This window comes from Cryobacterium sp. Y57 (assembly GCF_002929505.1).
In the GTDB taxonomy this organism is placed as follows: domain Bacteria; phylum Actinomycetota; class Actinomycetes; order Actinomycetales; family Microbacteriaceae; genus Cryobacterium.
Map to the genome: position 1 here is coordinate 310043 of NZ_PJJL01000073.1, position 26197 is coordinate 336239.

Annotated in this window: 23 protein-coding genes; 11 read left to right on the plus strand and 12 right to left on the minus strand. The window is 61.0% G+C overall.

Going from position 1 to position 26197, the window contains the following annotated elements:
• Positions 1-4 precede the first annotated feature (4 nt).
• Complete coding sequence (gene dhaK / locus CXY72_RS18760) at positions 5-1006, minus strand: dihydroxyacetone kinase subunit DhaK (protein WP_104129155.1); 1002 nt, start codon at positions 1004-1006, stop codon at positions 5-7.
• A gap of 217 nt (positions 1007-1223) precedes the next feature.
• On the opposite strand from dhaK, the gene CXY72_RS18765 reads away from it, so the two are divergent.
• Positions 1224-1991, plus strand: coding sequence for an MIP/aquaporin family protein (locus CXY72_RS18765; RefSeq protein ID WP_255409380.1), 768 nt, complete (start codon positions 1224-1226; stop codon positions 1989-1991).
• Between the two features lie 98 nt (positions 1992-2089).
• Positions 2090-3604, plus strand: coding sequence for a glycerol kinase GlpK (gene glpK / locus CXY72_RS18770; RefSeq protein WP_104129156.1), 1515 nt, complete (start codon positions 2090-2092; stop codon positions 3602-3604).
• 29 nt (positions 3605-3633) lie between these two features.
• Here glpK and trpD read toward each other — a convergent pair whose 3' ends face one another.
• Positions 3634-4686, minus strand: a complete 1053-nt coding sequence (gene trpD / locus CXY72_RS18775; RefSeq protein WP_104129157.1) for an anthranilate phosphoribosyltransferase — start codon at positions 4684-4686, stop codon at positions 3634-3636.
• A 104-nt stretch (positions 4687-4790) separates the two neighbouring features.
• On the opposite strand from trpD, the gene CXY72_RS18780 reads away from it, so the two are divergent.
• The 6 genes from CXY72_RS18780 (at position 4791) to CXY72_RS18805 (ending at position 10580) form a co-directional block, all read left to right on the plus strand.
• On the plus strand, positions 4791-5459 hold the full coding sequence (locus tag CXY72_RS18780; RefSeq protein ID WP_104129158.1) for a heme-copper oxidase subunit III: 669 nt from the start codon (positions 4791-4793) through the stop codon (positions 5457-5459).
• Between the two features lie 38 nt (positions 5460-5497).
• On the plus strand, positions 5498-6310 hold the full coding sequence (locus CXY72_RS18785; RefSeq protein WP_104129159.1) for a c-type cytochrome: 813 nt from the start codon (positions 5498-5500) through the stop codon (positions 6308-6310).
• A gap of 95 nt (positions 6311-6405) precedes the next feature.
• A complete protein-coding gene (locus CXY72_RS18790; protein ID WP_104129160.1) occupies positions 6406-7479 on the plus strand; it encodes a ubiquinol-cytochrome c reductase iron-sulfur subunit in 1074 nt (357 codons plus the stop codon).
• Complete coding sequence (locus CXY72_RS18795; RefSeq protein ID WP_104129161.1) at positions 7476-9125, plus strand: ubiquinol-cytochrome c reductase cytochrome b subunit; 1650 nt, start codon at positions 7476-7478, stop codon at positions 9123-9125. Before CXY72_RS18790 ends, CXY72_RS18795 begins: the two co-directional genes overlap by 4 nt.
• A 25-nt stretch (positions 9126-9150) precedes the next feature.
• Positions 9151-9972 carry a methyltransferase domain-containing protein gene (locus CXY72_RS18800; protein WP_104129162.1) on the plus strand — a complete coding sequence of 274 codons (822 nt, stop codon included), beginning with the start codon at positions 9151-9153 and terminating at the stop codon, positions 9970-9972.
• A gap of 341 nt (positions 9973-10313) precedes the next feature.
• Entirely contained in the window at positions 10314-10580 is a 267-nt protein-coding gene (locus CXY72_RS18805; protein ID WP_104129163.1) for a hypothetical protein, read from the plus strand.
• Between the two features lie 133 nt (positions 10581-10713).
• On the opposite strand, the gene CXY72_RS18810 is transcribed toward CXY72_RS18805, so the two are convergent.
• The 6 genes from CXY72_RS18810 to CXY72_RS18840 form a co-directional block, all read right to left on the minus strand.
• Positions 10714-11145 carry a hypothetical protein gene (locus tag CXY72_RS18810; protein WP_104129164.1) on the minus strand — a complete coding sequence of 144 codons (432 nt, stop codon included), beginning with the start codon at positions 11143-11145 and terminating at the stop codon, positions 10714-10716.
• Positions 11146-11772: 627 nt separating this feature from the next.
• On the minus strand, positions 11773-12189 hold the full coding sequence (locus tag CXY72_RS18820) for a cytochrome c oxidase subunit 4 (RefSeq protein WP_104129166.1): 417 nt from the start codon (positions 12187-12189) through the stop codon (positions 11773-11775).
• The gene (gene ctaD, locus CXY72_RS18825) at positions 12190-13920 is read right to left on the minus strand and encodes a cytochrome c oxidase subunit I (protein ID WP_104129167.1); all 1731 of its coding nucleotides are present in this window, start codon (positions 13918-13920) and stop codon (positions 12190-12192) included.
• A 3-nt stretch (positions 13921-13923) separates the two neighbouring features.
• Complete coding sequence (gene coxB / locus CXY72_RS18830) at positions 13924-14814, minus strand: cytochrome c oxidase subunit II (RefSeq protein ID WP_104129168.1); 891 nt, start codon at positions 14812-14814, stop codon at positions 13924-13926.
• Between the two features lie 249 nt (positions 14815-15063).
• Positions 15064-15450 carry a HesB/IscA family protein gene (locus CXY72_RS18835; RefSeq protein ID WP_370446284.1) on the minus strand — a complete coding sequence of 129 codons (387 nt, stop codon included), beginning with the start codon at positions 15448-15450 and terminating at the stop codon, positions 15064-15066.
• Between the two features lie 147 nt (positions 15451-15597).
• On the minus strand, positions 15598-17073 hold the full coding sequence (locus tag CXY72_RS18840; protein WP_104129169.1) for a dipeptidase: 1476 nt from the start codon (positions 17071-17073) through the stop codon (positions 15598-15600).
• A 38-nt stretch (positions 17074-17111) separates the two neighbouring features.
• Between CXY72_RS18840 and CXY72_RS18845 the strand changes: the two genes are divergently transcribed.
• On the plus strand, positions 17112-17705 hold the full coding sequence (locus CXY72_RS18845; RefSeq protein WP_104129170.1) for a DUF3043 domain-containing protein: 594 nt from the start codon (positions 17112-17114) through the stop codon (positions 17703-17705).
• A 33-nt stretch (positions 17706-17738) separates the two neighbouring features.
• On the opposite strand, the gene CXY72_RS18850 is transcribed toward CXY72_RS18845, so the two are convergent.
• Positions 17739-18884, minus strand: coding sequence for an alkaline phosphatase family protein (locus tag CXY72_RS18850; protein ID WP_233197942.1), 1146 nt, complete (start codon positions 18882-18884; stop codon positions 17739-17741).
• A 120-nt stretch (positions 18885-19004) separates the two neighbouring features.
• Here CXY72_RS18850 and CXY72_RS18855 point away from each other — a divergent pair, with 120 nt between their 5' ends.
• On the plus strand, positions 19005-21494 hold the full coding sequence (locus tag CXY72_RS18855) for a DNA topoisomerase (ATP-hydrolyzing) subunit A (protein WP_233197943.1): 2490 nt from the start codon (positions 19005-19007) through the stop codon (positions 21492-21494).
• A 26-nt stretch (positions 21495-21520) separates the two neighbouring features.
• On the opposite strand, the gene CXY72_RS18860 is transcribed toward CXY72_RS18855, so the two are convergent.
• Positions 21521-23599, minus strand: a complete 2079-nt coding sequence (locus CXY72_RS18860) for a type IIA DNA topoisomerase subunit B (RefSeq protein ID WP_199184092.1) — start codon at positions 23597-23599, stop codon at positions 21521-21523.
• Positions 23600-23782: 183 nt separating this feature from the next.
• Between CXY72_RS18860 and CXY72_RS18865 the strand changes: the two genes are divergently transcribed.
• Positions 23783-24019, plus strand: a complete 237-nt coding sequence (locus CXY72_RS18865) for a hypothetical protein (protein ID WP_104129172.1) — start codon at positions 23783-23785, stop codon at positions 24017-24019.
• 104 nt (positions 24020-24123) lie between these two features.
• Here CXY72_RS18865 and CXY72_RS18870 read toward each other — a convergent pair whose 3' ends face one another.
• Together CXY72_RS18870 and CXY72_RS18875 are read right to left on the minus strand one after the other, a co-directional pair.
• Positions 24124-24885, minus strand: coding sequence for a type 1 glutamine amidotransferase (locus tag CXY72_RS18870; protein ID WP_104129173.1), 762 nt, complete (start codon positions 24883-24885; stop codon positions 24124-24126).
• Positions 24882-26159, minus strand: coding sequence for a Mur ligase family protein (locus CXY72_RS18875; protein ID WP_146071233.1), 1278 nt, complete (start codon positions 26157-26159; stop codon positions 24882-24884). Before CXY72_RS18875 ends, CXY72_RS18870 begins: the two co-directional genes overlap by 4 nt.
• Positions 26160-26197 lie beyond the last annotated feature (38 nt).

The following is a 26197-nucleotide window of genomic DNA, read 5'->3' on the forward strand; positions in this document are numbered from 1 at the left end:
CCTTCTACCGTCCCCACCGTAGCGCGGACGTCTGCACCGGGGCGTCCCACAGTGCCGTGAGCTCGTCGTCGAGTTTCAGAACGGAGATCGATGCTCCCGCCATCTCGAGGCTCGTCGTGTAATTGCCGACCAGGCTCCGGGTGACTGTGATGCCGCGCTCTTGCAGAACTTCGGCGGCCCGGCGGAACACGATGTACAGCTCAATCTGTGGTGTGCCGCCCATACCGTTGACGAGCAGGAGCGCCTCGTCGCCACTGGCAAATGGCAGGTCCTCGAGAATAGGGCCGAGGAGGCGGTCCACGATGGCGTTGGCGGGCTCGAGCTTGATCCGCTCTCGCCCCGGCTCGCCGTGAATGCCGATGCCGATTTCGATTTCGTCGTCGGCCAGGGTGAAACTCGGTTCCCCGGCGTGCGGCACGACGCACGGGGTGAGCGCAACACCCATGGTGCGCACGCGGGAATTCACTTTCTCGGCCACGCCGGCCACGGCATCCAGGTCATCTCCGCGCTCAGCGGCAGCTCCGGCAATCTTCTCAACGAGCACCGTTCCTGCCACGCCGCGGCGTCCGGCCGTATACAGCGAGTCCTTGACGGCGACATCGTCGTTGACGATGACCGTGCGAACCTGGATGCCATCAGCGGCTGCAAGATCAGCCGCGGTCTCAAAATTCAGCACATCGCCGGTGTAGTTCTTGACGATGTGGAGCACTCCCGCTCCGCCGTCCACGGCCTGTGTCGCCGCCAGTATGGGGTCCGGTGTTGGTGAGGTGAAAACGGGGCCGGGAACGGCGGCATCCAGCATTCCGAATCCGACAAATCCGCCGTGCAGCGGTTCGTGTCCGCTGCCGCCTCCACTGACGATTCCGACCTTACCGCGCAGCGGCGCGTCCGCTCGTACAAGGAAAAGCGGATCGTGTGAGACCCGCACAATGTCGGCGTGCGCCACCTCGAACCCGGCGACGGCCTCATTGACGACATTCTTCGGATCGTTGATGAGTTTCTTCATGACCAGCCATTCACTCGGTGGTGCCACGGATTCATTCGGGTGCTTCGCCCAAGCGCATTTTCCCACGCTTAACATACGCGTTATTACCAAAATCAGTAAGAGTCAGGGCGAACTCGTCTGGCCTATTCCCCTTCGTGACGCCCCGCGCTATGTTATGTCCGTCCGCTCACCGCAGAGGGGAAGCTGCAGCATCCCCTGCCTGAACAGAAAGGTTCTCGTGGAAAATATCGGAGCTGTATTCGTCTCGGAGGTCGTGGGCACTGCGATGCTGGTCCTCCTGGGAACCGGCGTGGTTGCCAACGTCGCCTTGGCCAAGAACAAGGGCCTTGGGGGTGGATTCCTCATGGTGACCATCGGCTGGGGCTTTGCGGTGTTCGCCGGTGTCATCGTCGCCTACCGCTCGGGGGCGCACCTCAACCCGGCCGTTACTCTAGGTCTCGTCGCCAACAACGCGGAGAGCTTCGGGATGGGAGTTCCCATCAACCCGGTCTCCGTGTTGGTCTACGTCGGGGCCCAACTGCTCGGCGCCTTTCTCGGTGCCATCGCCTGCTGGCTTGCTTATAAACAGCACTTCGACACCGAACCAGACCCGGCTAACAAACTCGGCGTCTTCTCAACCGGGCCGGCCATCCGCTCGTACGGCTGGAACCTGGTCACCGAGATCATCGGTACCTTCGTGCTGGTTTTCGTCGTCATCGCCTTCGGTGGGGATCGGCAGGGAGTCAGTGGCGGTTTGGCGGGTCTCGGTGCGCTTCCGGTCGCCATCCTGGTTATTGCGATCGGCGCTTCCCTCGGTGGTCCGACCGGTTACGCCATCAATCCGGCTCGAGACCTCGGTCCACGCATCGCCCACTTCATCCTGCCGATCAAAGGCAAGGGAAGCTCCGACTGGGCCTACTCCTGGGTGCCCGTCGTTGGGCCCATCATCGGTGGCCTGCTCGCCGGCTGGGCTGCGCTGATTCTGCTGCCCTTGTTGGCCTCTTGATTTGACGAACGGGCCCGTCCCTGGACCGGACCGGCCCGGCCCGTCGTCGCGCGACCACAGCTGAACTTCACACACACTCACAGGGAGAACACGCACCAATGACTGACTACATTCTCGCGATCGACCAGGGAACGACCAGTTCTCGGGCCATTATCTTCGACCGGGCCGGATCGATCGTGTCGACCGGGCAACTCGAACACGAACAGATTTTTCCCCAGGCCGGCTGGGTTGAACACGACCCGAAAGAAATTTGGGACAACACCCGCGAAGTGATCGGGCAAGCCTTATCCAAGGCGAATCTCACACGGCACGACATCAGGGCCATCGGCATCACAAATCAGCGAGAAACCGCCGTGGTGTGGGACAAGACGACCGGTGTTCCCGTCTACAACGCGATCGTGTGGCAGGACACCCGCACCCAGCCCATCGTTGACCGCCTCGCCGCCGATGGAGGCGTCGAACGGTTTAAGACGAGGGTGGGGTTGCCCTTGGCTACCTACTTCTCCGGCACGAAAATAGTTTGGATTCTGGAGAACGTTGAGGGCGCCAGGGCCAAGGCCGACGCCGGTGACCTGCTCTTTGGAACAACGGACTCCTGGGTGTTGTGGAACCTCACCGGCGGAGTGGACGGCGGCGTGCACGCTACCGACGTTACCAACGCTAGCCGTACCCTGCTCATGGATCTGGAAACCTTGCAATGGGACGACGAGATTCTCGCTATTTTCGACGTGCCCAAGTCGATGCTGCCCTCGATCCGATCGTCATCGGAGGTGTACGGCACCGCACACACCTCGAGCCTGCTGCGTGAGGTTCCCATCGCCGGCATCCTCGGTGACCAGCAGGCCGCGACCTTCGGTCAGGCGGCGTTTGACCAAGGCGAAGCCAAGAATACGTACGGCACCGGAAATTTCCTGATTTTCAACACTGGTACCGAGATTGTGCATTCCAAGAACGGACTTCTCACGACTGTGGGGTACAAGCTCGGGGACGATGCCCCGCACTACGCCCTGGAGGGATCCATCGCCGTAACGGGCGCCTTGGTGCAGTGGATGCGCGACAATCTTGGCATGATCAGCTCGGCCTCCGAGATTGAGGCTCTGGCAAAAACCGTCGATGACAATGGTGGAGCCTACTTTGTACCAGCGTTTTCGGGATTGTTTGCGCCGTACTGGCGTTCCGACGCGCGCGGTGCCCTGGTCGGACTCACCCGATTTGTGAACAGAGGCCACATCGCACGAGCAGCGCTGGAAGCGACGGCGTTCCAAACCCGGGAGGTCATCGATGCGGTCAATGCCGACTCGGGCGTTCCCCTCACCGAGATCAAGGTCGACGGCGGGATGATCGCCAACAACCTGCTCATGCAGTTTCAGGCCGACATCCTCGGCGTTCCCGTGGTTCGGCCGGTCGTTGCGGAAACGACAGCGTTGGGTGCAGCCTATGCTGCCGGTCTTGCGGTGGGCTTTTGGGCGGGGCTCGACGAACTGCGCACCAACTGGCAGGAAGACAGCCGGTGGACGCCACAGATGGACTCAACCGAACGCAACCGCCAACTGCGCAACTGGAAAAAAGCGGTCACGAAGACGTTCGGGTGGGTCGACGAGGACGTTCTCTAGCGGGCCTCAGCCGCACGCCGGCCTCGGTTTCAGACCTCGGTCGCCGCAATCCACGCTGATAATTTGGCCGTGGCTACACCGGAGTCAATGGTTTCGGCGGCCACGGCCAACTTATTGCGAAAGCGGTCCAATATAGCTACTTGAACTTGAGACGCGTCGTTGGCCAGGTCGAAGGCCACCAACCCCGCTGCGGCATTGAGCAAAACGATGTCGCGAATGGGGCCTGGCTCCCCGGCGAGGACAGAGTGCACGATGTCCGCATTGTGTTGAGGTGAACCGCCGACCAAATCGTAAATCTGCGCACGCTGGATGCCGAGGTCCCGCGGGTCGATGTCGTGTTCGGTCACCAGACCGCGCGACACTTCCCAAACGTGGCTGTGCCCGGTGGTCGTCATTTCGTCGAGGCCATCGTCCCCCCGAAAGACCAGGGCCGTTGCACCGCGAGTTTGAAACACGCCAACGAAAAGCGGCACCCGGTCAAGGTCAGCCACGCCGACGGCGGATGCCTCGGGTCGCGCCGGATTACACAGCGGACCGAGGTAATTGAATACGGTTGGAATACCCAATTCCTTACGAGTTAGAGCCACGTGGCGAAACCCAGGATGAAAAGCCGCGGCAAAGGCAAAGGTGATCCCGGTTTCCTTGAATACCTGGGCCACACGCGTCGCGTCCTGGGACAGGTCAATCCCTAATTCGCCAAGAACGTCGGACGATCCGGACGCGGAACTGGCGGCGCGGTTACCGTGCTTGACTACCGGAACACCCGCTGCCGCGCAGACGATCGACGCCATGGTCGAAATATTCACGGTATTGAACTTGTCGCCCCCGGTTCCGACGATGTCAAGGGCCATGGGGTTGACCGGCAGTGCGATCGCCTGCTCGAGAATTGCATCACGAAATCCAACAATTTCGTCGACAGTCTCCCCTTTTGCACGCAGCGCCACCAGAAAAGCGCCGAGTTGGGACGGGGAAGCCTCTCCGAGCATGATCTGTTCCATGCTCCAGGCAGCATCCGCCACGCTCAGATCCCGTCCCTCTAGGAGGGAATTCAGTACGTTAGGCCAAGACTGCGATTCAAGCATGATTCCGATCTTAGGAGAACGAGCGCAACTCCCCCGAATTCACGCCGTTCGTGTGCTGAATCAGCCGACTCCCAGCGGGTAGAAACTCTCAATTACACGCCCGAATGAGAAAAATCTGTGGGATTATCGGCCATAATAGAAGGGTGACCAGCACCTCAATTACTCAGACGGCGAGTGCGCCCGTCGTGAACCGGCCCAACAGCGTGGCTGTAGGCACCATTGTGTGGTTGGGCAGCGAGGTGATGTTTTTCGCGGGTCTGTTCGCAATCTACTTCACGCTTCGTTCAACCTCCTCCGAGCTCTGGCTCTTCGAGGCCGACAAGCACAACGTCACCTTCGCGTTGATCAACACGCTGATTTTGGTGTCGTCCTCGGTGACCTGCCAATTCGGAGTGTTTGCCGCTGAACGGCTGCAGGCACGTTCGACCGGTTGGAAGCCGAGTGAGTGGGGCATGGTCGAGTGGTTCTTCCTCACCTATGCCTTGGGCGCGATCTTCGTCACCGGCCAGGTGGTCGAATACGCCACTTTGGTCTCAGAGGGAGTTTCCCTCTCATCGAATGCCTACGGTTCGGCGTTCTACATCACGACTGGCTTTCACGGGATTCACGTGACCGCCGGCCTAATCGCCTTCCTTCTTGTTATTGGGCGCGGTTTCGCGGTCAAGAACTTCGGCCACAAGGAAGCCACCAGTGCCATCGTGGTCTCCTACTACTGGCACTTCGTCGACGTCGTCTGGATCGGGCTCTTCCTGGTCATCTACGTTCTTAAATAGAAGTAAATACTTAGAAAACGGGAGCGGACTACTTCAGCATGACCAAGATCAAAACCCCTCGCGCACGTCGGCCACGCAAGACCGGACGTCGCAATCCTCTCGCCAGTGTTGCGCTCATTGCCGTCGGACTGCTCTTTACTGGAGGCGCCTATGTCGCCTTCAGCACCAGCACTGCCGTTGCGACAACGGATGCCTCCTCGCAGCAGACTATCGACCAGGGTGAAAAACTCTTCGCCGCCAACTGCGCCACATGCCATGGGCTGAGCGCTCAAGGATCGTCAGAAGGTCCCAGCCTGATCGGAGTTGGAGCAGCCTCGGTTGATTTCCAGGTCGGTACCGGTCGTATGCCGCTGCAGATGCAAGGTCCACAAGCACAGAAAAAGCCGGTGCAGTTCACCGCCGAGCAGACTGCTGCACTGGCCGCTTACGTCGCTTCGCTCGCTCCCGGCCCAGCCATTCCCTCCGCCGACTTGGTCAAAGCTTCCGGCGATGCTTCGGCGGGTGCCGAACTGTTTCGCATCAACTGCGCCATGTGCCACAACGTCGCCGGTGCCGGCGGCGCGTTGACCGAAGGTAAGTTTGCTCCCGCGATCGAGAACGTGTCGGGCCAGCACATCTACGAGGCCATGCTTACCGGCCCGCAAAACATGCCGGTCTTCAACGACATGAACATGACGCCCGAAGACAAGCGGGACATCATCACCTACCTGAAGTACGTCGAGGACAACCCGTCTCCAGGCGGTTTAGCTCTCGGGTCAGTGGGGCCGGTAGCGGAAGGCCTCTTCATCTGGATCTTTGGCCTGGGTGCAATCGTGGCCCTCACCGTGTGGATCACCGCGAAATCAAACTAGGCCGCGTTTTTCGGTCTTGACGTAACGTTCGGAATCGATCGGACGGCACGGAGCACCACAGTGCACAGTATTTACACAGCCTACAAAGGAGAACAATGGCCAAGGACGATAACGGCGCGGAAGACGTAACCGCCGCCGACTCGCCTGGCGCGCAGCTCGCGACATCCGCCGCAAGCACAGCCGTCGTTACACGGGATGCCTTGGTCAATCCAGGGTTCCCGCCGCACCGCCCGCGTATTACCGACCTTGATCCCAAGGAAGAACGCAAGGCTGAGCGCACCGTCTACACGCTGTTCTACGTATCCATCGTGGGTAGTGTTTTCGCGATCGCCGCATACATGGCCTTTCCGATCGTTGCCGAGGACCCCGGATCCGTAAGACTGAACAATCTTTTCATCGGACTCGGACTCAGTCTCGCCCTGTTGGCGATCGGTATCGGAGCGGTGCACTGGGGCAAGGCCCTGATGAGCGATCACGAGGGTGTTGACGAACGCCATCCCGTGCGGGGAACCGAACCGGTTCGTGCCCGCGCCGTCGAGATCTTCCAACAGGCCAACGAGGAATCAGGCTTCGGCCGCCGTACGCTCATTCGGAACAGCCTGATCGGCGCCCTCGTCGTCTTTCCGCTTCCGGCCGTCGTCTTGTTCCGTGGCCTTGGCCCGATGGACCAGGACCCGGTTGCCCTGCTCCACGAGACCCTGTGGAAAAAAGGCGTCCGTCTCACAATGGACCCGAGTGGAACCCCGATCAAAGCAGCAGACGTCACGCTCGGATCGTCATTCCACGTCATTCCTGAGGGCCTGTCTGAAATGGGCCACGGTCGTTTGGAAGAGAAAGCTAAAGCCGCTGTTCTGCTCATTCGAATGGATCCAAGCGACCTAGTCGAGCAGGAAGACCGCAAGTCTTGGTCGTATGATGGAATCGTTGCATACTCCAAGATCTGCACCCACGTTGGCTGCCCGGTCGCACTTTATGAACAGCAAACGCACCACCTGCTTTGCCCGTGCCACCAGTCGCAGTTTGACGTTGAGAACCACTGCAAGGTCATCTTCGGACCGGCCAAACGGGCACTACCGCAGCTCCCGATCGCCGTGGACGCTGAGGGCTACCTAATCGCACAGAGCGATTTCACTGAACCAGTCGGCCCGAGTTTCTGGGAGCGAGCATGACAACGTTAACCACCCGCGAATCCGCTGATGACCAAGCCGTCGGGGCAAAGAAGTCTGGTGGTTTCACCGCGTCAGCGGCCAACTACATTGACGAACGAACGAGCATTTCGGGCGCGGTCAAGGAACTTGGCCGAAAGATTTTCCCTGACCACTGGTCATTCCTTCTAGGAGAGGTGGCGCTGTACAGCTTCGTCATCATCCTGCTGTCGGGATCATTCCTGACATTCTTCTACCAGGCATCGATGGCCGAAGTCGTCTATGACGGTTCGTATGCCCCACTCAAGGGCATTCCGATGTCCGTGGCAATGTCGTCCACGATGGACATCTCGTTTGATATTCGCGGTGGCCTTCTCATGCGTCAGGTCCACCACTGGGCAGCGCTGCTTTTCGTCGCAGCCATCGGGTTGCACATGCTGCGCATCTACTTCACGGGTGCGTTCCGCAAACCGCGGGAGCTCAACTGGGTGATCGGTTTCATCCTCTTCATCCTGGCCATGGCTGAAGGCTTCACCGGCTACTCCCTCCCCGACGACCTGCTCTCCGGCAACGGTCTGCGCATCATCGATGGATTGATCAAGGGCATCCCGGTTGTGGGCACCTGGGTGTCATTCCTGCTCTTCGGTGGAGAATTCCCCGGCACTGACATCGTCGGTCGGCTGTACTCGTTGCACATCCTGCTGCTGCCGGCCATCATTGTCGCTCTGATCGCCATGCACCTTCTGTTCGTCGTCGTGCACAAGCACACGCAGTACCCGGCAGCCGGACACACCAACGAGAACGTCGTCGGTTACCCGGTTCTCCCGGTCTACGCCGCCAAGGCTGGTGGGTTCTTCTTCATCGTCTTCGGTGTCGTCATGCTTATTGCGTCGCTGTTCACGATCAACCCGATCTGGAATTACGGGCCGTACGATCCTTCGCCGGTATCGGCGGGCACCCAGCCCGACTGGTACATCGGTTTCGCCGACGGCGCCATGCGTTTGATTCCGAGCGGTTGGGAATTTGTCTGGCTCAACCACACGTACTCCCTCAACATCATGGTCGTACTGATTGTGGTGGGATTGTTCATCGTGACCGTTATGGTCTACCCCTTCATCGAAGCGTGGATCACCGGAGACAAGCGGGAACACCACGTCCTCGATCGTCCGCGCAACGCTCCAACCCGCACCGCTATCGGCGCGGCTGGTGTGACATTTTACGCTTCGCTCTGGGCAGCAGCCTCGTCGGACATCATGGCGACGCACTTCCACCTGACTATGGAAGGTGTCATCCACACGCTCCAGGTGACCACGTTGCTCGGGCCGTTCCTCGCCTTCTTCATCACCAAGCGGGTTTGCCTGGCCCTGCAGAAGAAGGACCGTGAAATCGTGCTGCACGGTTACGAATCGGGTCGCATTGTCCGGCTCCCGGGCGGCGAGTTCGTCGAAGTGCACCAACCCGTTGATGAGTACGAGCGCTGGAAGCTGGTCAGTTACAGCGACTTCAAGCCGCTTATGCTGCGCCCCAATGCCCAGGGGAAGATCGGGCCGGTTGAGAAGGTACGTGCCGGCCTGTCCCGCTGGTTCTTCGAGGACCGGATCACTCCGGTCACGCAGACGGAACTGAGTCGGGCCCACGGCGATCATCCTGCAGAAATTACTGATAAATAGATCACACCCAGCAGAACGGGCATCGATGTCACTCCAGACGCTATCGGAGTGGCTTCGGTGCCCGAACTGTTTTCTGCCGTTACAACGCAGCGGCGAGCTTTTGCTGGGCTGTGACACTGGGCATTCCTTCGACGTGAACAGGCGCGGCTTTGTCAACCTGCTTGCCGGGCCGCGCAAATTCATTGGTGATAGTGTCGCTATGTTGGACGCCCGAGATAGTTTTCTCGTCGCCGGGTGGTACTCACCACTCCGTGACGCGATCCGGCACATCGTGGCCGATGAGGCGCCCAAGTACATCCTCGATGTGGGCTGCGGTACGGGCTACTATCTAGGGGCGGCGCTGCCCTCAGGAGACGATGTACGGGCGCTGGGTATGGACCTCTCCCCCACTGCCGTGCGCCGTACCATCCGGTCGCGCGATCGCATTGAGGGGCTAGTGGCGGACGTGTGGTCGCCGCTCCCTGTGCGCGATGGCGCCGCGGATATCATTCTTAACATTTTTGCTCCGCGCAATGCCGCCGAATTCGCCCGCGTGCTCCGAGCGGATGGCTTGTTGCTGGTCGTCGTTCCACAACCGAACCATCTGCAAGAGCTACGCGAGGCGGGCCTCGCTGTAGAAATTCAAGCTGACAAGGCTGCTCATTTGACGGCTAGTCTCTCCGCCTGGTTTACTCTCGAGATGCACGAACAGCTCGGCCGGACCGTAAAGCTAACGCCTTCGGAGGTGACGTCGCTCATTGGCATGGGTCCATCCGCGCATCATGCGGGCTCGACCGTTGTGGACCCGGTGGAAATGGATCGAGTCGTCACGTTTGCGTTTGATATTTTTGGCTTTCGGCGACGCTGAGGCAATAGAGGTGTTCGTGGGCGCCAGCTGGGGTGCGGGTACGCGTCATCGCCCGGTTGGACGATTGAAGTGGTTGGTACCACATCAGGAATATGTCGACGCAGCCGGTTCCGCGCAGCCGGTTCAGCGCGGCCGGTTGAGAGCAGCTACCGGAGCAACTGACGGCGTTCTTCACGGCGGAGCAGCGGAGCCACTTGAACGCGTCCGTTTCGAATGGAGAAAGAGCAGGGTCGCCATCTACCAGAACAAATGGGGCTGCCTCGCACTCGGTGGCGTGTGGGGCAGCCCAATTCCGCTTGTTCTCTGAAGAGATTAACGGCCCAGATTCGATTGGAAGTGCATTGCTCGGGGGCTTGGAAGCCTGGAAGGGTGACGCCTTCACCGACCTCAGCGCCCCCGAACTCTGCTTCCTCGTCGAGGTGGCGCTGCTCGTCACCGACAGTGAGTGTTTCGCCATCCCAATCTGCTTGACCCTCAGGGAAGGCAAGAATCATGGGGCTGTCACCATCTGGGTCAGCCAGAGCGATACAGCCGTTCTCAAGTACCAGAATCCCCGAGATCGCCGCTGCCTCACCCCCAGGGCCCGTCGGCTGAAACGTGACTATTGAACCGGATTCCGCGGAACATCCCGACAAGACTATTGCCACCACCCCAACAATTGGAAGAATTCTGTTGTGTCGTGGGGCGAATCGCTGTAACTGGCGATCTGGGCCACGATCCGTCGAGTTGTGTTTCATCTGTCTACCCTCTCAGAACTGAACCCAAGCCGTAGGTTGCAAGATAACTGACGGAACTGTGATGGCCGAAGGAGGTACTGCCGTAGGAGATGGTTCCGACGGCGACGTTGCCGGTGCCGTTTGATGCGGTAGCTCCGCCGCTGACTCCTGGGACCACCGCAGTGCTGGCGCGGATTTGTCCGTACACACGTGCACCGGTTGTCGTGCTGGTGTGGCCTGCATTGATTGACGACACGCTACCGCACTTGGCTTCGTTCCCTAGGGCTCGGAAAAGGGCTTCAACATCGGACTTCGCTGCCCCGTTATTCAGGTTCAGATCGACGGTGTTTTTGATGACGTACTCAGAAAGAGCGCCGATTGGCTTGTCAGCCCGGCCTTCGCTCCAATCCCAGGCTGCGGTGATTGCCCCGGCCAACTTCGAAGGAGAGTGTTCCACGTTACGGAATTCTACGGGTTCTGCTGTTGAGCCGACAGGCACTTCAGCCAGGGTTGAGGCTTGCTCGCCTTTCAACCGTCGTCGACACTAGTGGGGGTGGCTTGTGAAAAAGTGAAATACCCGACGCTAACTTCCCTTTCGGGCGTCGCACACGAGACGCCAGTCCGCAACAACCAATGGCATCGTGGTCATGAGCGTCGAAGCCGAGCCGATCAATATGACGGTGTACCCGAAGGCGGACGGCACTTGGTGGGCCCGCGTCTGGAGCGCTTCAGACGCGGGCATGTATGAGGCGCCGACCAATTGGAACGGGCAGGCTTGTTTCCACCGTTTGGCGAGAAGTACTGTGCAATGGCGGCTTGAGCGGATACCGCGCGGCTCCAGCTGAACATCTCGTATCCGCGCGAACACGCCGGCCGCACCAAGCGACTGAGCCGACATCCGTACGGCGTGTCGCCTGCGGGGGAAGAAGTCTCGGATACCCCGCGTTGAGCCCCTAGGGATCGCAGGAGCGAGCATCACGCCTGTCCCTCGGCACCGGATGTGCGCATCATGTGGCGCTTCCGACTCGTTAAACGACGATACCGACCTTCCATGAGGAAGGTCGGTATCGACTGAGTGGCGTGCTTAGCGGGCGAACATGCCGCGGTAATACTCGTAAACCCAGCCGGTAAGGGCCACGAGGCCGATACCTAAACCGATGAAACAAATCCAGTAGCCGACGGCCAATCCGAGGAAGATCAGGGCCGTTGATGCTGCCAGGAAAATGGGCCACCAGCTCCAGGGGCTAAAGAAGCCCATTTCTGGATCACCATCATCGATGTTGCCATCAAGACGGTCTTCCGGTAGCTCACCGCCCTGGGCTGCGTGTACTTTATCGAGGTAGAAGGCGACGAGCGCCATCAGCGCTGCCGTCAGGCCGAACAGGAACGTGCCCGCCCACTCGACCGCGCCGTGGTCCAGCAGGTTCCACACGACGTACACAATCGTCACGATTACGAAAAATACGGTGAGGACCCAGAGCAGGTTTGCATTGGTTTTCATTTATTTAACCCGATTCGAGTCGATGTCGTATACCGACGCGTCGGGGGCATCTTTACCCGGGCCGATACCGACGGGTAGGCCGGCTTCGGGATGGTTCAAGTCGAACGCAGGCCGCTCAGAGCGGATTCGAGGAATAGACGTGAAGTTGTGGCGTGGCGGCGGGCAGGATGTTGCCCACTCCAGTGATGAGCCATAGCCCCACGGGTCGTTCACGGTTACCAACGGGGCTTTGCGCGCCGTGATGTACACGTTCAGGAAGAACGGAATCATCGACACGGCGAGGAGCATTGCGCCGACGGTGGATACCTGGTTCATCCAGGTGAAACCGTCTTCCGGTGAGTACGTTGCATATCGGCGAGGCATCCCCATGACACCGAGCCAGTGCTGGATGAGGAACGTGGTGTGGAAACCGATGAAGAGCAGCCAGAAGTGCCACTTTCCGAGGCTTTCGTTGAGCATCTTGCCGGTCCACTTGGGCCACCAGAAGTAGAAGCCACTGAACATCGCAAAGACCACGGTGCCAAAGACTACGTAGTGGAAGTGCGCGACGACGAAGTAGGTGTCCGATACGTGGAAGTCGAGCGGCGGCGATGCCAGGATGACACCGGTGAGTCCACCGAAGGTGAACGTTACAAGGAAGCCGATGGCCCAGATCATGGGAGTTTCGAAGGTAATTGACCCCCGCCACATGGTGCCAATCCAGTTGAAGATTTTCACCCCAGTCGGGACCGCTATAAGCATGGTCATGAGTGAGAAGAACGGTAGCAGCACCGAACCGGTGACGTACATGTGGTGCGCCCAGACCGATACCGATAGCGCTGCGATCGAAATGGTCGCGTAAATGAGCGTTTTGTAACCAAACATCGGCTTGCGGCTGAAGACCGGGAATACCTCGGAGACGATGCCGAAGAATGGCAGCGCAATAATGTACACCTCGGGGTGGCCGAAGAACCAGAACAAGTGTTGCCAGAGTATGGCGCCACCGTTTGCCGGGTCGTAGATGTGAGAGCCGAAGATGCGGTCGGATGCCGCGGCCAGCATAGCGGCGGCCAGGACCGGGAAAACCATCAGGCTCAGCAGAGCTGTGATGAGGGTGTTCCACGTGAACACCGGCATACGCCACATCGTCATACCGGGTGCCCGCATGGTGATGATGGTTGTGATGAAGTTCACGGCACCGAGGATAGTTCCAAAGCCGGAAAGCCCAAGCCCGACCATCCACAGGTTTCCACCGACTCCAGGCGAGAACGTGGTGCTCGCTAGTGGCTGGTACGCGAACCAGCCGAAGGACGCCGCCCCCTGAGGGGTGAGGAACCCGGCTACGGCGATGAGGCTTCCGAAGTTAAAGAACCAGTACGCCAGTGCATTGAGCCTGGGGAAAGCAACGTCGGGAGCACCGATTTGCAGGGGAACCAAAAAGTTTGCGAAACCGAAGAAGAGCGGCGTTGCAAACATCAGGAGCATAATCGTGCCGTGCATCGTGAAGAGCTGGTTGTACTGTTCCTTCGTTTGCACCACGTCGAGCCCGGGCGCGAACAGCTGAGCACGAATTATCAGTGCCATTACGCCGCCGAGGCAGAAGTAAATGAAGGAGGTGATCAGGTACATGTACCCGATGACCTTATGGTCGGTGGAAGTTATCCACCTGACAAGGACGTTGCCCTTGCGCTCTGCCGACGTCGAGACCGGTGCGGCCGGGCGTGACTGGGGGGGTGCGATGGTCGTAGTCATGGCTTAGTTACCCTCCGGAGCCGTCGGGGCGCTAGTACCCGGCTGATTCTGATTGCGGTCGAACTGGTTGTCGAGTTGGCCGACCTGACCCGCATTGCGCAGGGACGCGATGTACGTGTCGTAGTCAGATTGAGAGACAACGTTGACGTTGAAAAGCATAAGGGAGTGGTATTCACCGCAGAGCTCGGCACACTTACCCGCGAACGTTCCGATGCGCTCCGGGGTGACCGACATGTAGTTGGTCCTGTCCGGGATGACATCTTTTTTGTACAGAAAGTCGATGACCCAGAAGGAGTGGATGACGTCGCGAGATTCGAGTGCTATTTCGATGGTCTTATTGACGGGAAGCACCAGCACGGGAAGTTCGGACTGATTGATCGCACCGGTTTCGCCGTTGGGATCAAGCTGGCCCTGAATGCCGGGCGAGAAGACATTTTCGTCAACGTAGTTGAAATCCCACGCCCACTGCTTGGCTTGAACTTCAATCTTCACGTCGGGATTGTCATAGCGGGCTTCGATGGCGACTTGGTCGCGTACCGTGAAGGCGAAGAAGCCGATGACGAGGATGAGCGGTACGACGGTGTAGAAAATCTCGATCGGCATGTTGTACCGGAGCTGGACGGGAAGGCCGGTCTGGCCCTTCCGACGTCGATACACAACGATCGTCCAGATAATGAGACCCCACGTGATGAGACCCACGATCAGGAGCACGATCCAGGAAGTGGTCCATAGACCCGCGATACGGTCGGTGTGGTTGGTCACCGCCGCTTCGCCCTCTTCTTCAAAACCGGGCAGGAAACCGTGGAGCTGGGCTTGCGTGCATCCTGCCAGTACAACGGCTAACGTTGCTGCGAGCGGAATGGCAGCCCAACGAAGGCGGTGATTAGTGCGCACCGGGGGACCTTTCGGGAGATTCGAGGACGCTTCTCTGGAAGCGCTTTGATCGTTTTCTAGCTTACTCCGCGAGAGCGCATGAGAAGTGCACTCCGGGGCGGGTCATACACGATTTATCTGCGTGGGTGTCTCGTGGCGGGGCTAATTCGTATGATTCGGGAAATTTTGGGCAGAAAAAACGGGGACACCATCGTAGTGATGGTGTCCCCGCGATCAGTACGGGACAAACGCCCGCTGAAGCGCTTGTTGTTAGTGGAAAGAGTCTCCACAGGCGCAGCTGCCGCCAGCGTTTGGGTTGTCGATGGTGAAGCCCTGCTTCTCGATCGTGTCCTCGAAATTGATTGAGGCTCCATCGAGATAGGGGACGCTCATCTTGTCGACGACGACGCCCACGCCGTCGAAATCAACGAGGGCATCACCCTCGAGCATGCGCTCGTCGAAGTAGAGCTGGTAGATCAGTCCGGAGCAACCGCCGGGCTGGACGGCGACGCGCAGGCGAAGGTCTTCGCGTCCTTCCTGAGTCAGCAGGCTGCGGACCTTGAGCGCGGCCGTATCGGTGAGTCCGACGCCATGCGCAGCGGCTGGGACAATGGCGGTATCAGCAGTGCTGACTGTTTCGGTCATGGTGTCGGTCATGCTTCTCCTCGGTTTACGCAGTCACGCACGGTGCGATCTCATAGATTGCGCTGGGTTAAATTCTACCTTCGTCAACCATAAAGTCGACGGGGGCATTCCCTCGTTGTCAGAATTCCTTTGATCTTCGTCGGCTGACACGGTGCTCGCTCAGTGGCCGGTACGGTCATTTAAGCTGCCCAGGAGGAAAGCTTCGCTGAGCACAGCGCGTTTGAAGACACCCAGGTGCAAGGACTCATTCGGGCTGTGCGCCCGGGAATCCGGGTCTTCAACTCCGGTCACGAGAATCTGGGCGGCCGGAAACACTCGCACCAAATCGGCGATAAACGGGATTGACCCACCGACACCGATGTCGACAGGAGGAACACCCCAGGCAGCCGTCATGGCGGAACGAGCCTCGTTCACGGCCCATCCACTGGTATCAACGAGGAAGGGCTCGCCGGTATCCACGTCGTCGATCTCAACAACCGCGCCGAACGGCGCGTTCTCTCGAAGGTGCGTCTCGATCGCCGCGGCGGCGTGTACGGCGGACTGCCCGGGGGCGATCCGCGTGCTGAGCCGAACCGTCACCGCCGGGGTGAGTGTGTTGGAGGCGTTGTCGACGGTCGGTGCGTCGATTCCCGTCACTGTGAGAGCTGGCTGCGACCAGATTCGACTCAGGATAGAGCCGTGGCCGATCGGGCTGACGCCGGGCAACAGGCCCGTTTCTGCCCGAAGCTGATCTTCGGAATAGTCCGGCGTGGGAACATCGATGCTGGTGAGGCCGGCGACGGCCACCGAGCCGTCTTCGTGATAAAGAGTAGCGAGCAGCTTGATGGTCGCGAGCATGGCATCGGGGACTGCTCCGCCGAACATGCCGGAGTGTGAGGCGTGCGCGAGGGTGCGCACGGTTAGCCGGAGTGTGACGTTACCGCGAAGGGCCGTCGTGATGGCGGGCGTGTTGATGTCCCAGTTGTTTGAATCGGCCACGACGATCACGTCTCCGCGCAGGGCCTCACGGTTTTCATCGAGGAAGGTGGCAAAGGAACGACTTCCGAATTCCTCCTCCCCCTCGATAAACAGCGCTATTCCCAGATCGAAATCAGGACCGACTGCCGCGACGAGAGCGCGGATGGACGCGACGTGGGCCATGACGCCGGCCTTGTCGTCAGCAGCTCCTCGCCCATACAAGCGGTCTCCGCGCACCGTAGGCGTAAACGGATCGGACTCCCAATCTTCGTCCTTGCCCGGGGGCTGTACGTCGTGGTGGGCATAGAGCAAAACCGTCGGCCGGCCATTGCGGGCTGCGCGCGACGCCAATATCGCCGGCTGCCCCAGCTCCGTGCCGCCGCCGGTGCTGCTCGGCCCGATGCCGGCCTGCACGATATCGACCGACTCGAAGACGTCGAGCCCGCGCACCAGCGCCGCGACGGCGTCGGCACTAGCGGCGACGGGTGCAGGATCAAACGCTGCCCAGGACACCGATGGAATGCGCACCAGCGCGCACAGGTCGGCGATCGTGCTGGGTAGGCCTAGTTCGACCGCGGCGCGGAGGCCGGCCCGTGCACCAGAATCGGCGGCTGAATTGCGCGCATCGTCGAGCGCCCGGCCGGTGGAAGAAGAATTTGTCTGTGGGTTACCCGTCATACCGGTAATCTTAAGGCACCCAATTGCAAGGATTTGATGTGGCTAAGCACCCCGTAAACCCCGACGCCCAGCCGTCGATTGAAAGCGCCGACGAGACCGCAGTGCGGCTAAGTCTCTCGCACACCGCCGGTAAAGGTCAGGCGACCCCGACCCGCAAAAGGCAGGAGGCGGCTAACAAACGCCCCCTGGTTCCGGATGACCGCAAGCTCGCCGCCAAGCAGGCACGCGTCAAGTCGAGCGCTGCGCGTGACGTGGCCAGAGCTGGCATGGCCGCCGGCATCGACAAGTACTTGCCGCTGCGTGAACGTGGCCTGCAGAAGCGCTATGTCCGTGACTATGTCGATGCCCGGTTCAGTGTCGGTGAATTGATGATCCCGATCATGTTCTTGGTTATTCTGCTCAGCACGATTCCTAGCATTGCCAGCGTGTCCCTGATTGCGCTCTGGGCATTTTTCATTTTCGCCGTCGTCGACTGCGTTGTTCTCGGTTTTGTGCTGACCAAGAAAATCGAGGCCAAGTTCGGTTCTGACAAGGCCGAACGCATCCGCTGGTATGCGGCCATGCGTGCGTTGCAGCTTCGCCCGATGCGTCTGCCCAAGCCGCAGGTCAAGCGCCGTCAGTACCCGGTCTAATCCCGCAGGATGCCTACGGGCGGCTTCGGCGTATTAGCGCGCGAAGGCGCCCGCGCGGATGAGTGGCACACGCACTTCCTCATCCGTGAGGGAACCGTGTTGCCCGATCATGCCGCGGGCTTTCTGGTTGGTCGGACGGGAGTCGTAATAAGCGATCGACTTGCGGGCGGCGACGAGCACGTCCCCGATGCGCGGCAGTACCTCGTCGGCAACGCGTCCGTACAGGCCGGCCGAGACGGCTTCAGAGCGCGTGTAGACCCATGCGCGGTCCCCCTCTGACGCACGCCAGGCGTCGGCCAGCGTGTCAGCGGTCACCGACGACTGCTGATAATCGAGGTAGAGCTGTACACAACGCGGGTCTCCCGCGACGTGCCGTACGCCGGCCACAAGGGCGGGTTCGGTGTCGAACAATACGTGCCTGACGCTTGGAACGTCGATCACACCATGGTCGGCGGTGAGCAGCAGACCCTCGTCGGAACGGAGTGTCGCAGCGAAGCGGAATACTTCGGCGTCGAGGGTCTCGAGCTGAGCCAGCCACCGATCGGACTCCCACCCGTGTGCGTGCGCTGCCACGTCAAGCTCGGCCACGTACAGATAGATCAGGGCCGTCGGGTTGGCGTTGAGGATGCCGCGGGCGGCCGCGAAGCGATCGGCTACCGAGTCAGCGGATACGTAGTGGGCGCCGCGCAGGACCGCCTGGGTGAAGCCAGAGGCCACGAATCGTTTCGGGCCGATCGCGAAACTCGGCACATTTTCATCGGTGGCCAGATCGAAGACGGTCCGGGCACGCTGCCAGGTGGCCGGTTGCATGCCGTCGTCCCATCCGGTGAGCTGGTTGACCACGCGGTCGTTGGCCTCGTCGAGAACCTGGTAGCCGACCAGCCCGTGCTGGCCCGGTTCCACGCCGGTCGTGAGCGACGCGATTCCCGCAACCGTCGTGGCGGGGAAGACACCGTCGATGATGCTGGATTTGTTGAGCCGGGAAGACAGGAACCGGGCGTGTCCAGCGCGTGCCCGAAGCGAGCTGACGCCGAGCCCATCCGCCAGAATCACGATCGCCTTGTGTGCCGGGGGCAAATCCAACGCATTCGGCCGGGCGCACACGGCGCTGAGGGAACTGGTCAGAACATCGGCAAGCCGCAGGGCACTGAATTGGCGGGCCGGTAGCATGGTGGGCATCGGGTCTTATTCTTGCACAGGGATGAACCCGGGCCCAGCGCTCTCGAGAGCGCTTCCTACGTAGTGCAGTGGTGACCGGTTCAATCGGTTTCCGCCGCACGATTGAAGCAGAATTTTTCAATGAGCCGCTCAGACAGCACCCCAATAGTCGCCACCACAGCCAGCACCGAACGCATCGAAGACGTCGATGTGTCGGTGGAGATGCAGGGGTCGTTCCTCGAATACGCGTACTCGGTGATCTACTCCCGGGCCCTGCCTGACGCCAGGGACGGTCTCAAACCCGTGCAGCGGCGCATTCTGTACCAGATGAGCGAAATGGGGTTGCGTCCCGACAAAGGGCACGTGAAGAGCGCCCGCGTAGTCGGTGAAGTGATGGGCAAGCTCCACCCGCACGGCGATACCGCGATCTATGACGCCCTCGTGCGCATGGCCCAGTCGTTTTCACTTCGCGTTCCGCTCATCGACGGGCATGGCAACTTCGGTTCCCTCGATGACGGGCCAGCTGCTCCCCGTTACACTGAGGCGCGCCTCGCGGCCCCAGCGTTGGCGATGACCGAAAATCTCGACGAGGACGTCGTCGATTTCGTGCCGAATTACGATAACCAGCTCACTCAGCCTGACGTGCTGCCGGCTGCGTATCCCAATCTTCTCGTCAACGGCACCAGCGGCATCGCCGTCGGCATGGCGACGAACATGGCTCCCCACAACCTGATCGAAGTCGTCGGGGCGGCCCGGCACCTGTTGGCGCACCCGAACGCGACTCTCGACGACGTTATGGAATTCGTGCCGGGGCCCGACCTGCCGACCGGTGGAACCATCGTCGGCCTCGCCGGCATAAAGGATGCGTACAGTACGGGCCGCGGGAGTTTCAAAACCCGCGCCCGCGTCTCGGTCGAGGCGATCAGCGCTCGCAAGACCGGACTCGTCGTGACCGAACTGCCCTATCTGGTCGGCCCGGAAAAAGTGATCGAAAAGATCAAGGATGGCGTCAACTCTAAAAAACTCAGTGGCATCTCGGACGTGACCGACCTCACTGACCGTACCAAAGGATTGCGCCTGGTCATCGGAATCAAGACTGGCTTCAGCCCCGACGCCGTGCTCGAGCAGCTCTACCGCTACACACCCCTGGAAGATTCCTTCAACATCAACGCTGTCGCCCTGGTCAACGGCGCCCCGCAGACGTTGGGGTTGCTTGAACTGCTGCACGTTTACGTGAACCACCGAATTGAGGTCGTCACCAGGCGCTCGGCGTACCGGCTGGCCCGTCGCAGGGAACGGCTGCACCTCGTGCTCGGCCTGCTCGTCGCGATTGTCGACATTGACGAGGTCATTCAGGTTATTCGAGCCAGCGACGACGCCGAACAGGCTCGTGCCAAGCTGATCGACGTGTTCGAGCTCAGCCAGATCCAGGCTGAGTACATTCTCGAATTGCGGTTGCGGCGCTTGACCAGGTTTTCTCGTATTGAACTCGAAGCCGAACGCGACCAGTTGCTCGCCGAGATCGCGAAACTCGAGAAGTTGCTGTCGTCGAAAGCGGCCATTCGCACGCTCGTCTCCGAGGAACTCGGTGCTGTCGCCGAAAAGTTCGGCACTCCGCGGCGCACGGTACTGACCGAGGCCAAGCCGAGCATTGCTGGCCTGTCGGCGGCTGCCGCCAAACGCCAGGCCGCGGTGCTCGAGGTGCAGGACATTCCCACTCGGGTGTTCCTGAGCGTGACCGGGCGTGTTGCCCGGGTAGATCTGGTCGCGGTCGACGACGCCGCACCTCCGCGGATCCAACCGCCGCAGCGCCGCAGCAAGCACGATGCCGTGCTGTCGACGCTCGACACAACGAGCCGTACGGAGGTGGGGGCCGTGACTAATCGCGGCCGGCTCATCCGCTTCTCTCCCGTCGACCTTCCGGTGATGCCGGCGACGTCTATTCAGCTGGCGGCCGGCGTGCGGATCAGCGAGTATCTCGTACTGCCCGACAAAAAAGAACATGTGTTGGCCATTGTCTCGCTCGACTCCGATCGGGCAATCGCGCTCGGCACGCGGCACGGAGTTGTCAAGCGGGTCACTCCTGGCGACTGGGCCAACAAACCCGACTTCGAGATCATCGCGCTCAAGCCGAAGGACGAGGTGGTCGGTGCCGTGCAGGGCTCCGAGGAGGACGAGCTGGTCTTCATCTCCTCGGATGCGCAGCTGCTGCGCTTCAACGCCTCGGGTGTGCGCCCCCAGGGCCGAGCGGCCGGAGGAATGGCCGGAATCAAGCTGACGCCGGGCGAAACCGCCGTGTTCTTTTCCAGCCTGTCGATAGAGGACGTCACCACTGCTGTCGTGGCCACAGTGGCATCGAGCAGTCAGACACTGCCCGGCACAGACCCCGGCAGTGCGAAGCAGAGCGACTTCTCGGAATATCCGGCTAAGGGACGCGCCACCGGCGGCGTGCGCGCCCAACGCTTCCTGAAGGGTGAAGACACCCTCGCGGTGGCCTGGGTCGGTCGCTCCCCCGCCCGCGCCGTTGCCCCGGACGGGACTCCGCGCACCCTGCCGGATTCCGGCTCCCGCCGTGACGCCTCCGGAGTGATGCTCGACGCCCTGGTCGGAGCCATCGGCGCCGAGATCTAGCCTGACGGGGCCGCGAAAGCGACTCGTTAGACGTCGATGCGGTCTCGGGAGAGCTTGTCGGAGCTGTCGATGATGAATTCTTTACGCGGGGCGACGTCGTTGCCCATCAGTAGCTCGAACACCTTGCCGGCGGACTCGGCATCGTCGACGCGTACCCGCCGCAGGGTGCGGTGGGCTCGTTCCATGGTCGTGGTCGCGAGCTGGTCGGCATCCATTTCACCCAGGCCTTTGTAACGTTGGATGGGGTCCTGATAGCGCCGGTTCTTCTTCTCCAGTGCGCTGAGCACCCCCTGTAGTTCAGCCTCCGAGTAGGTGTAGATGGTTTCATTGGGTTTGGTGCCCGGGTTCATCACGACGACCCGATGCAGGGGTGGTACGGCGGCAAACACGCGGCCCTCGGTGATCATCGGACGCATGTAGCGGAAAAACAGCGTGAGGAGCAGGGTGCGAATATGAGCGCCATCGACGTCGGCGTCGCTCATGATGATGACCTTGCCGTAGCGCGCCGCCGACAGGTCGAAGCTGCGCCCGGAACCGGCGCCGATCACCTGGATGATCGAGGCGCACTCCGTGTTGGAGAGCATGTCGGCAACCGATGCCTTCTGCACGTTCAGGATCTTGCCCCGAATCGGCAACAACGCCTGGTGCTCGCTGTCGCGGGCGAGTTTCGCGGTGCCGAGGGCCGAGTCGCCCTCCACGATGAAAAGCTCGCTCGTGGACACGTCGTTGCTGCGGCAGTCGACCAGTTTGGCCGGCAGGGAAGAGCTTTCCAGGGCGTTTTTGCGTCGCTGGGTCTCTTTGTGCGCTCGGGCTGATATGCGCGATTTCATCTCGGCGACGATCTTGTCGAGCAGCAACGCTGACTGTGTCTTGTCGTCGCGTTTGGGCGAGGTGTACCGCTCGGCCATAGCCTTCGCGACGACGGTGGCGACGATTGCTCGCACCGCGGGGGTGCCGAGCACTTCCTTGGTCTGACCCTCGAACTGCGGTTCGGGGAGGCGCACGGTGAGCACGGCGGTGAGCCCGGCCATAACGTCGTCCTTGTCGAGTTTGTCGCTGCCGACTTTGAGACGGCGGGCGTTCAGGTCTACCTGCGCTCGAAGAAACTTCAGCAGTCCCAGGTCGAAGCCGGCCTGGTGGGTGCCGCCCTTGGGGGTGGCGATAATATTGACGAAGCTCTGCACGATCGTGTCGTAGCCGGTGCCCCAGCGCAGCGCGATGTCCACCTCGCAGTCGCGCACGAGCTCGGTCGGGACCATGGCGCCCGTGTCGGTGAGCACTGGCACGGTTTCACTGAAGGTGCCGTTGCCGGTCAGTCGCCAGGTGTCGGTGATCGGGGCATCCGGTGCGAGGTGTTCGACGAATTCTGAGATGCCCCCGTCGAACTGGAACAGGCTGATCACCGGCTCATCGCTACGGCGGTCGGCGACCTCGATCGCAAGGCCGGGTACGAGGAATGCCGTCTGACGGGCACGGCTCAGCACCTCGTCGGTCTGAAACGATGCGCCCTTGGTGAAGATCTGTCGGTCGGCCCAATAGCGGATACGAGTTCCGGTCACACCGCGCTTGACCTTTCCGATGACACGCAGTTCACTCTGGTTTTCAAACGGAGTGAACGGGGCATCGGGGCTCTTTTCCCCCGAATCGGCAAACAGGCCCGGTTCTCCCCGGTGAAACGACATGGCCCAGGTCTTGCCGTCGCGATCGACTTCGACGTCCAGACGTTCGGACAGAGCATTGACGACGGACGCTCCCACGCCGTGCAGACCACCGGACGCCGCGTATGAGCCGCTGCCGAATTTTCCACCCGCGTGCAGTTTGGTGAACACAACCTCAACGCCGGTCAATCCGGTCTTGGGCTCGATATCGACCGGGATTCCCCGGGCGGTGTCGCGCACCTCGACGCTGTGGTCCGGATGCAGCTCAATGTTGATGCTGGCACCGTGGCCACCCAAAGCCTCGTCGACGGAGTTGTCGATGATCTCCCACAGGCAATGCATCAATCCGCGCGAGTCGGTGGAACCGATGTACATACCGGGGCGTTTGCGCACTGCCTCGAGTCCCTCAAGGACTGACAGGTGGCGCGCGGAATAGTCAGAGCTCACAACATCCAAGAATACCGGCCCCGACCGGCAATCTTTCGCGCGGAGACGGCTGGCCGCGACTCACCATTCACCGCAACACGTCTACGCGGTGAGCGAAATACCCGCCAAACAACTCGTCGAAAGCCCTGCAGCGTGTTTACATTAGATAAGAGGGTTCATGCATTCAATCTGGAGGAGGAGAAAATGTCCCAGATCGCCACTGAAAATGGTTCCGTAGCCAACCAGGGTGCCCCCCACCAGCTCACCGCAGCCGATCGCTGCGACGCTTGCGGCGCCCAGGCTTACATTCGTGTCGTCGTGAAGAACAGCGAACTGCTGTTCTGCGCACACCACGGCCGTAAGCACCAAGAGAAGCTCGCGGCCATCGCTGAAAGCTGGCACGACGAGTCGAGCCGACTGCTCGAAGATCAGCGGTCCTAGCCGACCCAGCGATTTCAGAACGGATGCCGCGCAGGCGGCTGGCTTCGGCCGGCAACCTGCGCGGTTTGCTCGTTATTGTGAGCCGAATCTCGTCTATGAGGCCGCTATTCGACTGACTGTCCGAGGCGCGCGGCCACTTGATTGCGTGCTGCCCGCGCGGTTTCATCCACCAATTCTGACCTTGCCCCCCGTGAGTAACGGAGACCGGAACGCTTGAAGGCTGCCTGTAAGAGGTGATCAGCCAAGGCCGGGTTGCGCGCGAGCACCGGCCCGTGCAAGTGCGTACAGAACACCTCGCCCATGGTCAGTCCCTCAATCTGCGGTCCGTTCGCCGGAGCGTCCGAGTTGCCGGTGCCGTAGATAACCCGTCCGAGCGGACTGGCTTCGGCGCCGACATAGTCGCGGGCGTGATTTTCAAACCCGACCAGCCGCCCATACTTGGACGCGACGATGATGTCATCGGTCGCGCGCGCAGCACGCGGCACCGCGTGGCCAGCCACGAGCCCGAGTCCCTCCAACGCCGTGCCATCCGCCCGATCGATGCCCCAGCTCAGCAATTCCCAACCCGTTCCGATTGCCAGGATGGGCACACCGGAGTTGGACCAGACGCGCAGTTCTTCGACCAGCGTGCGCAGTGCGTCCCTCGCCGGCAGGAGGGCAGCATCCGTTCCTGAACCCACTGACACCGCGTCCACGTGTTCGGGCAAGTCCGCCCGAGAATGTACTTCGACTACCCGGGCGTCGTGACCGTTCCACCGAATGCGCTGCGCGAGGACCCGGGCGTTGCCAGCATCACCATTCGTGTCGAGCAGGCGCGGCAGCAGCGAGACGACCGTGAACGGCCGGTCAAGCGAAGTGGCGGTCATACCGGGTCCTCAGAGTTGGAGACGAGACCGAGGTGCACACGCGTGCGCCGCATTCCGTCGGCCGAAAAGATAATGGTTTTCACCCCGGATACGGGATTGGGCAGGGACAGGAAGGCGTCGAGGGCAGTCGGTACATCCGGCTCGATGCGGTCAACGACAACGTCGTCGTAGGCCAGCTGCAGGGCGATCTCGTGCGCCTTGAGTCCTGAGGCAATGAGCACGTGGCCGAGCCCGGTAGTGTGCACCGGCCAGAAATATGACGGATCCCGAACGTCCGAGCCAATGATCACCAGAATCTGCTCTGTGCCAGGTTCCAGGCTGTCGACGTTGAGCTGAAAGCTCGACGGGTTTTGGACGAGAACGAATTCGATGGTTTTACCACCAACGGTCACCACTTCGCCACGACCGAAAACGGCCGGCATCGCCGACAACGCCGCACAGGCGACCGTCGGAACGAAACGTTCGCCGAGGGTCGCGCCAGCCGTGCTCAACGCGGTCAGCGCATCGACGGCATAGTGGATGCCGCGGGCCGGCAAGCGGATGCTGTGACTGCCCGTGGCAAACTGCACGTCAGCGTCACGGCCGACCACACGGGTGAGCTGCAGCCCCGCTCCGGCCGGCAGGCGAGTCGGCGCGGTGTCGGCATAGCCGAGTCCACGAGGGTGCTCAGCGAGCACTTCGCCGGTGACACCGTAACGGGACACCGCAACGCCAGGTTCGAGCGCATTACCGAGGTCAGCCAGGTACCGGTCATCGGCGTTGAGCACGACCGACTCCGTGGCGCGTGCTGCGATTTTCGCCAGCAGAGCAACGACCATTTCGGAATCGTGGAACCGATCGATCTGGTCGACCATGACGTTGGTCAGGGCGACGACTCGCGGCGTCAATGACCCGGCGATGAGCGCGCCGTGTCCCTCATCCATTTCCAGCACGGCGACATCGCCGGCGATCGTGCCAGCGAGACTGACCTGTTCCAAGAGGGCGCTGGTCAGGCCTTGGCTGATATTGGCCGTCGACTGGTTGGTGAACACGGAAAGACCGTGGGCGCGAAGGATAGCGACGAGCATCTTGGTGGTCGTCGATTTGCCGCTTGACCCGGTCACGATCACGAGCCCGAGTGGAAACCCGTTGAGCGTTGCAGCGAGAAAGCCCGGGGCGATGCGATTGACGACGACTCCGGGGATGGCAGAGCCACCGCCCGGTTTGCGCCACCTTGCCAGCGTACGAACCGCCCGACCGACCAGAATGGCGGGACCGTAGCGAAAGGAACTCACGAACCGCACTGCCTAGCCTGGGCGGGACCTGCCACTGT

Excerpts from the sequence above, each read along its gene's own strand:
- trpD (WP_104129157.1), bottom strand. The coding sequence starts at position 4,686 with ATGCTTGAATCGCAGTCTTGGCCTAACGTACTGAATTCCCTCCTAGAG.
- CXY72_RS18855 (WP_233197943.1), top strand. The coding sequence starts at position 19,005 with ATGAGCCGCTCAGACAGCACCCCAATAGTCGCCACCACAGCCAGCACC.
- glpK (WP_104129156.1), top strand. The coding sequence starts at position 2,090 with ATGACTGACTACATTCTCGCGATCGACCAGGGAACGACCAGTTCTCGG.
- CXY72_RS18835 (WP_370446284.1), bottom strand. The coding sequence starts at position 15,450 with ATGACCGACACCATGACCGAAACAGTCAGCACTGCTGATACCGCCATT.
- CXY72_RS18870 (WP_104129173.1), bottom strand. The coding sequence starts at position 24,885 with ATGACCGCCACTTCGCTTGACCGGCCGTTCACGGTCGTCTCGCTGCTG.
- CXY72_RS18820 (WP_104129166.1), bottom strand. The coding sequence starts at position 12,189 with ATGAAAACCAATGCAAACCTGCTCTGGGTCCTCACCGTATTTTTCGTA.
- CXY72_RS18850 (WP_233197942.1), bottom strand. The coding sequence starts at position 18,884 with ATGCCCACCATGCTACCGGCCCGCCAATTCAGTGCCCTGCGGCTTGCC.
- ctaD (WP_104129167.1), bottom strand. The coding sequence starts at position 13,920 with ATGACTACGACCATCGCACCCCCCCAGTCACGCCCGGCCGCACCGGTC.
- CXY72_RS18800 (WP_104129162.1), top strand. The coding sequence starts at position 9,151 with ATGTCACTCCAGACGCTATCGGAGTGGCTTCGGTGCCCGAACTGTTTT.
- dhaK (WP_104129155.1), bottom strand. The coding sequence starts at position 1,006 with ATGAAGAAACTCATCAACGATCCGAAGAATGTCGTCAATGAGGCCGTC.
- CXY72_RS18790 (WP_104129160.1), top strand. The coding sequence starts at position 6,406 with ATGGCCAAGGACGATAACGGCGCGGAAGACGTAACCGCCGCCGACTCG.
- CXY72_RS18795 (WP_104129161.1), top strand. The coding sequence starts at position 7,476 with ATGACAACGTTAACCACCCGCGAATCCGCTGATGACCAAGCCGTCGGG.
- CXY72_RS18780 (WP_104129158.1), top strand. The coding sequence starts at position 4,791 with ATGAGAAAAATCTGTGGGATTATCGGCCATAATAGAAGGGTGACCAGC.
- CXY72_RS18840 (WP_104129169.1), bottom strand. The coding sequence starts at position 17,073 with ATGACGGGTAACCCACAGACAAATTCTTCTTCCACCGGCCGGGCGCTC.
- CXY72_RS18865 (WP_104129172.1), top strand. The coding sequence starts at position 23,783 with ATGTCCCAGATCGCCACTGAAAATGGTTCCGTAGCCAACCAGGGTGCC.
- CXY72_RS18785 (WP_104129159.1), top strand. The coding sequence starts at position 5,498 with ATGACCAAGATCAAAACCCCTCGCGCACGTCGGCCACGCAAGACCGGA.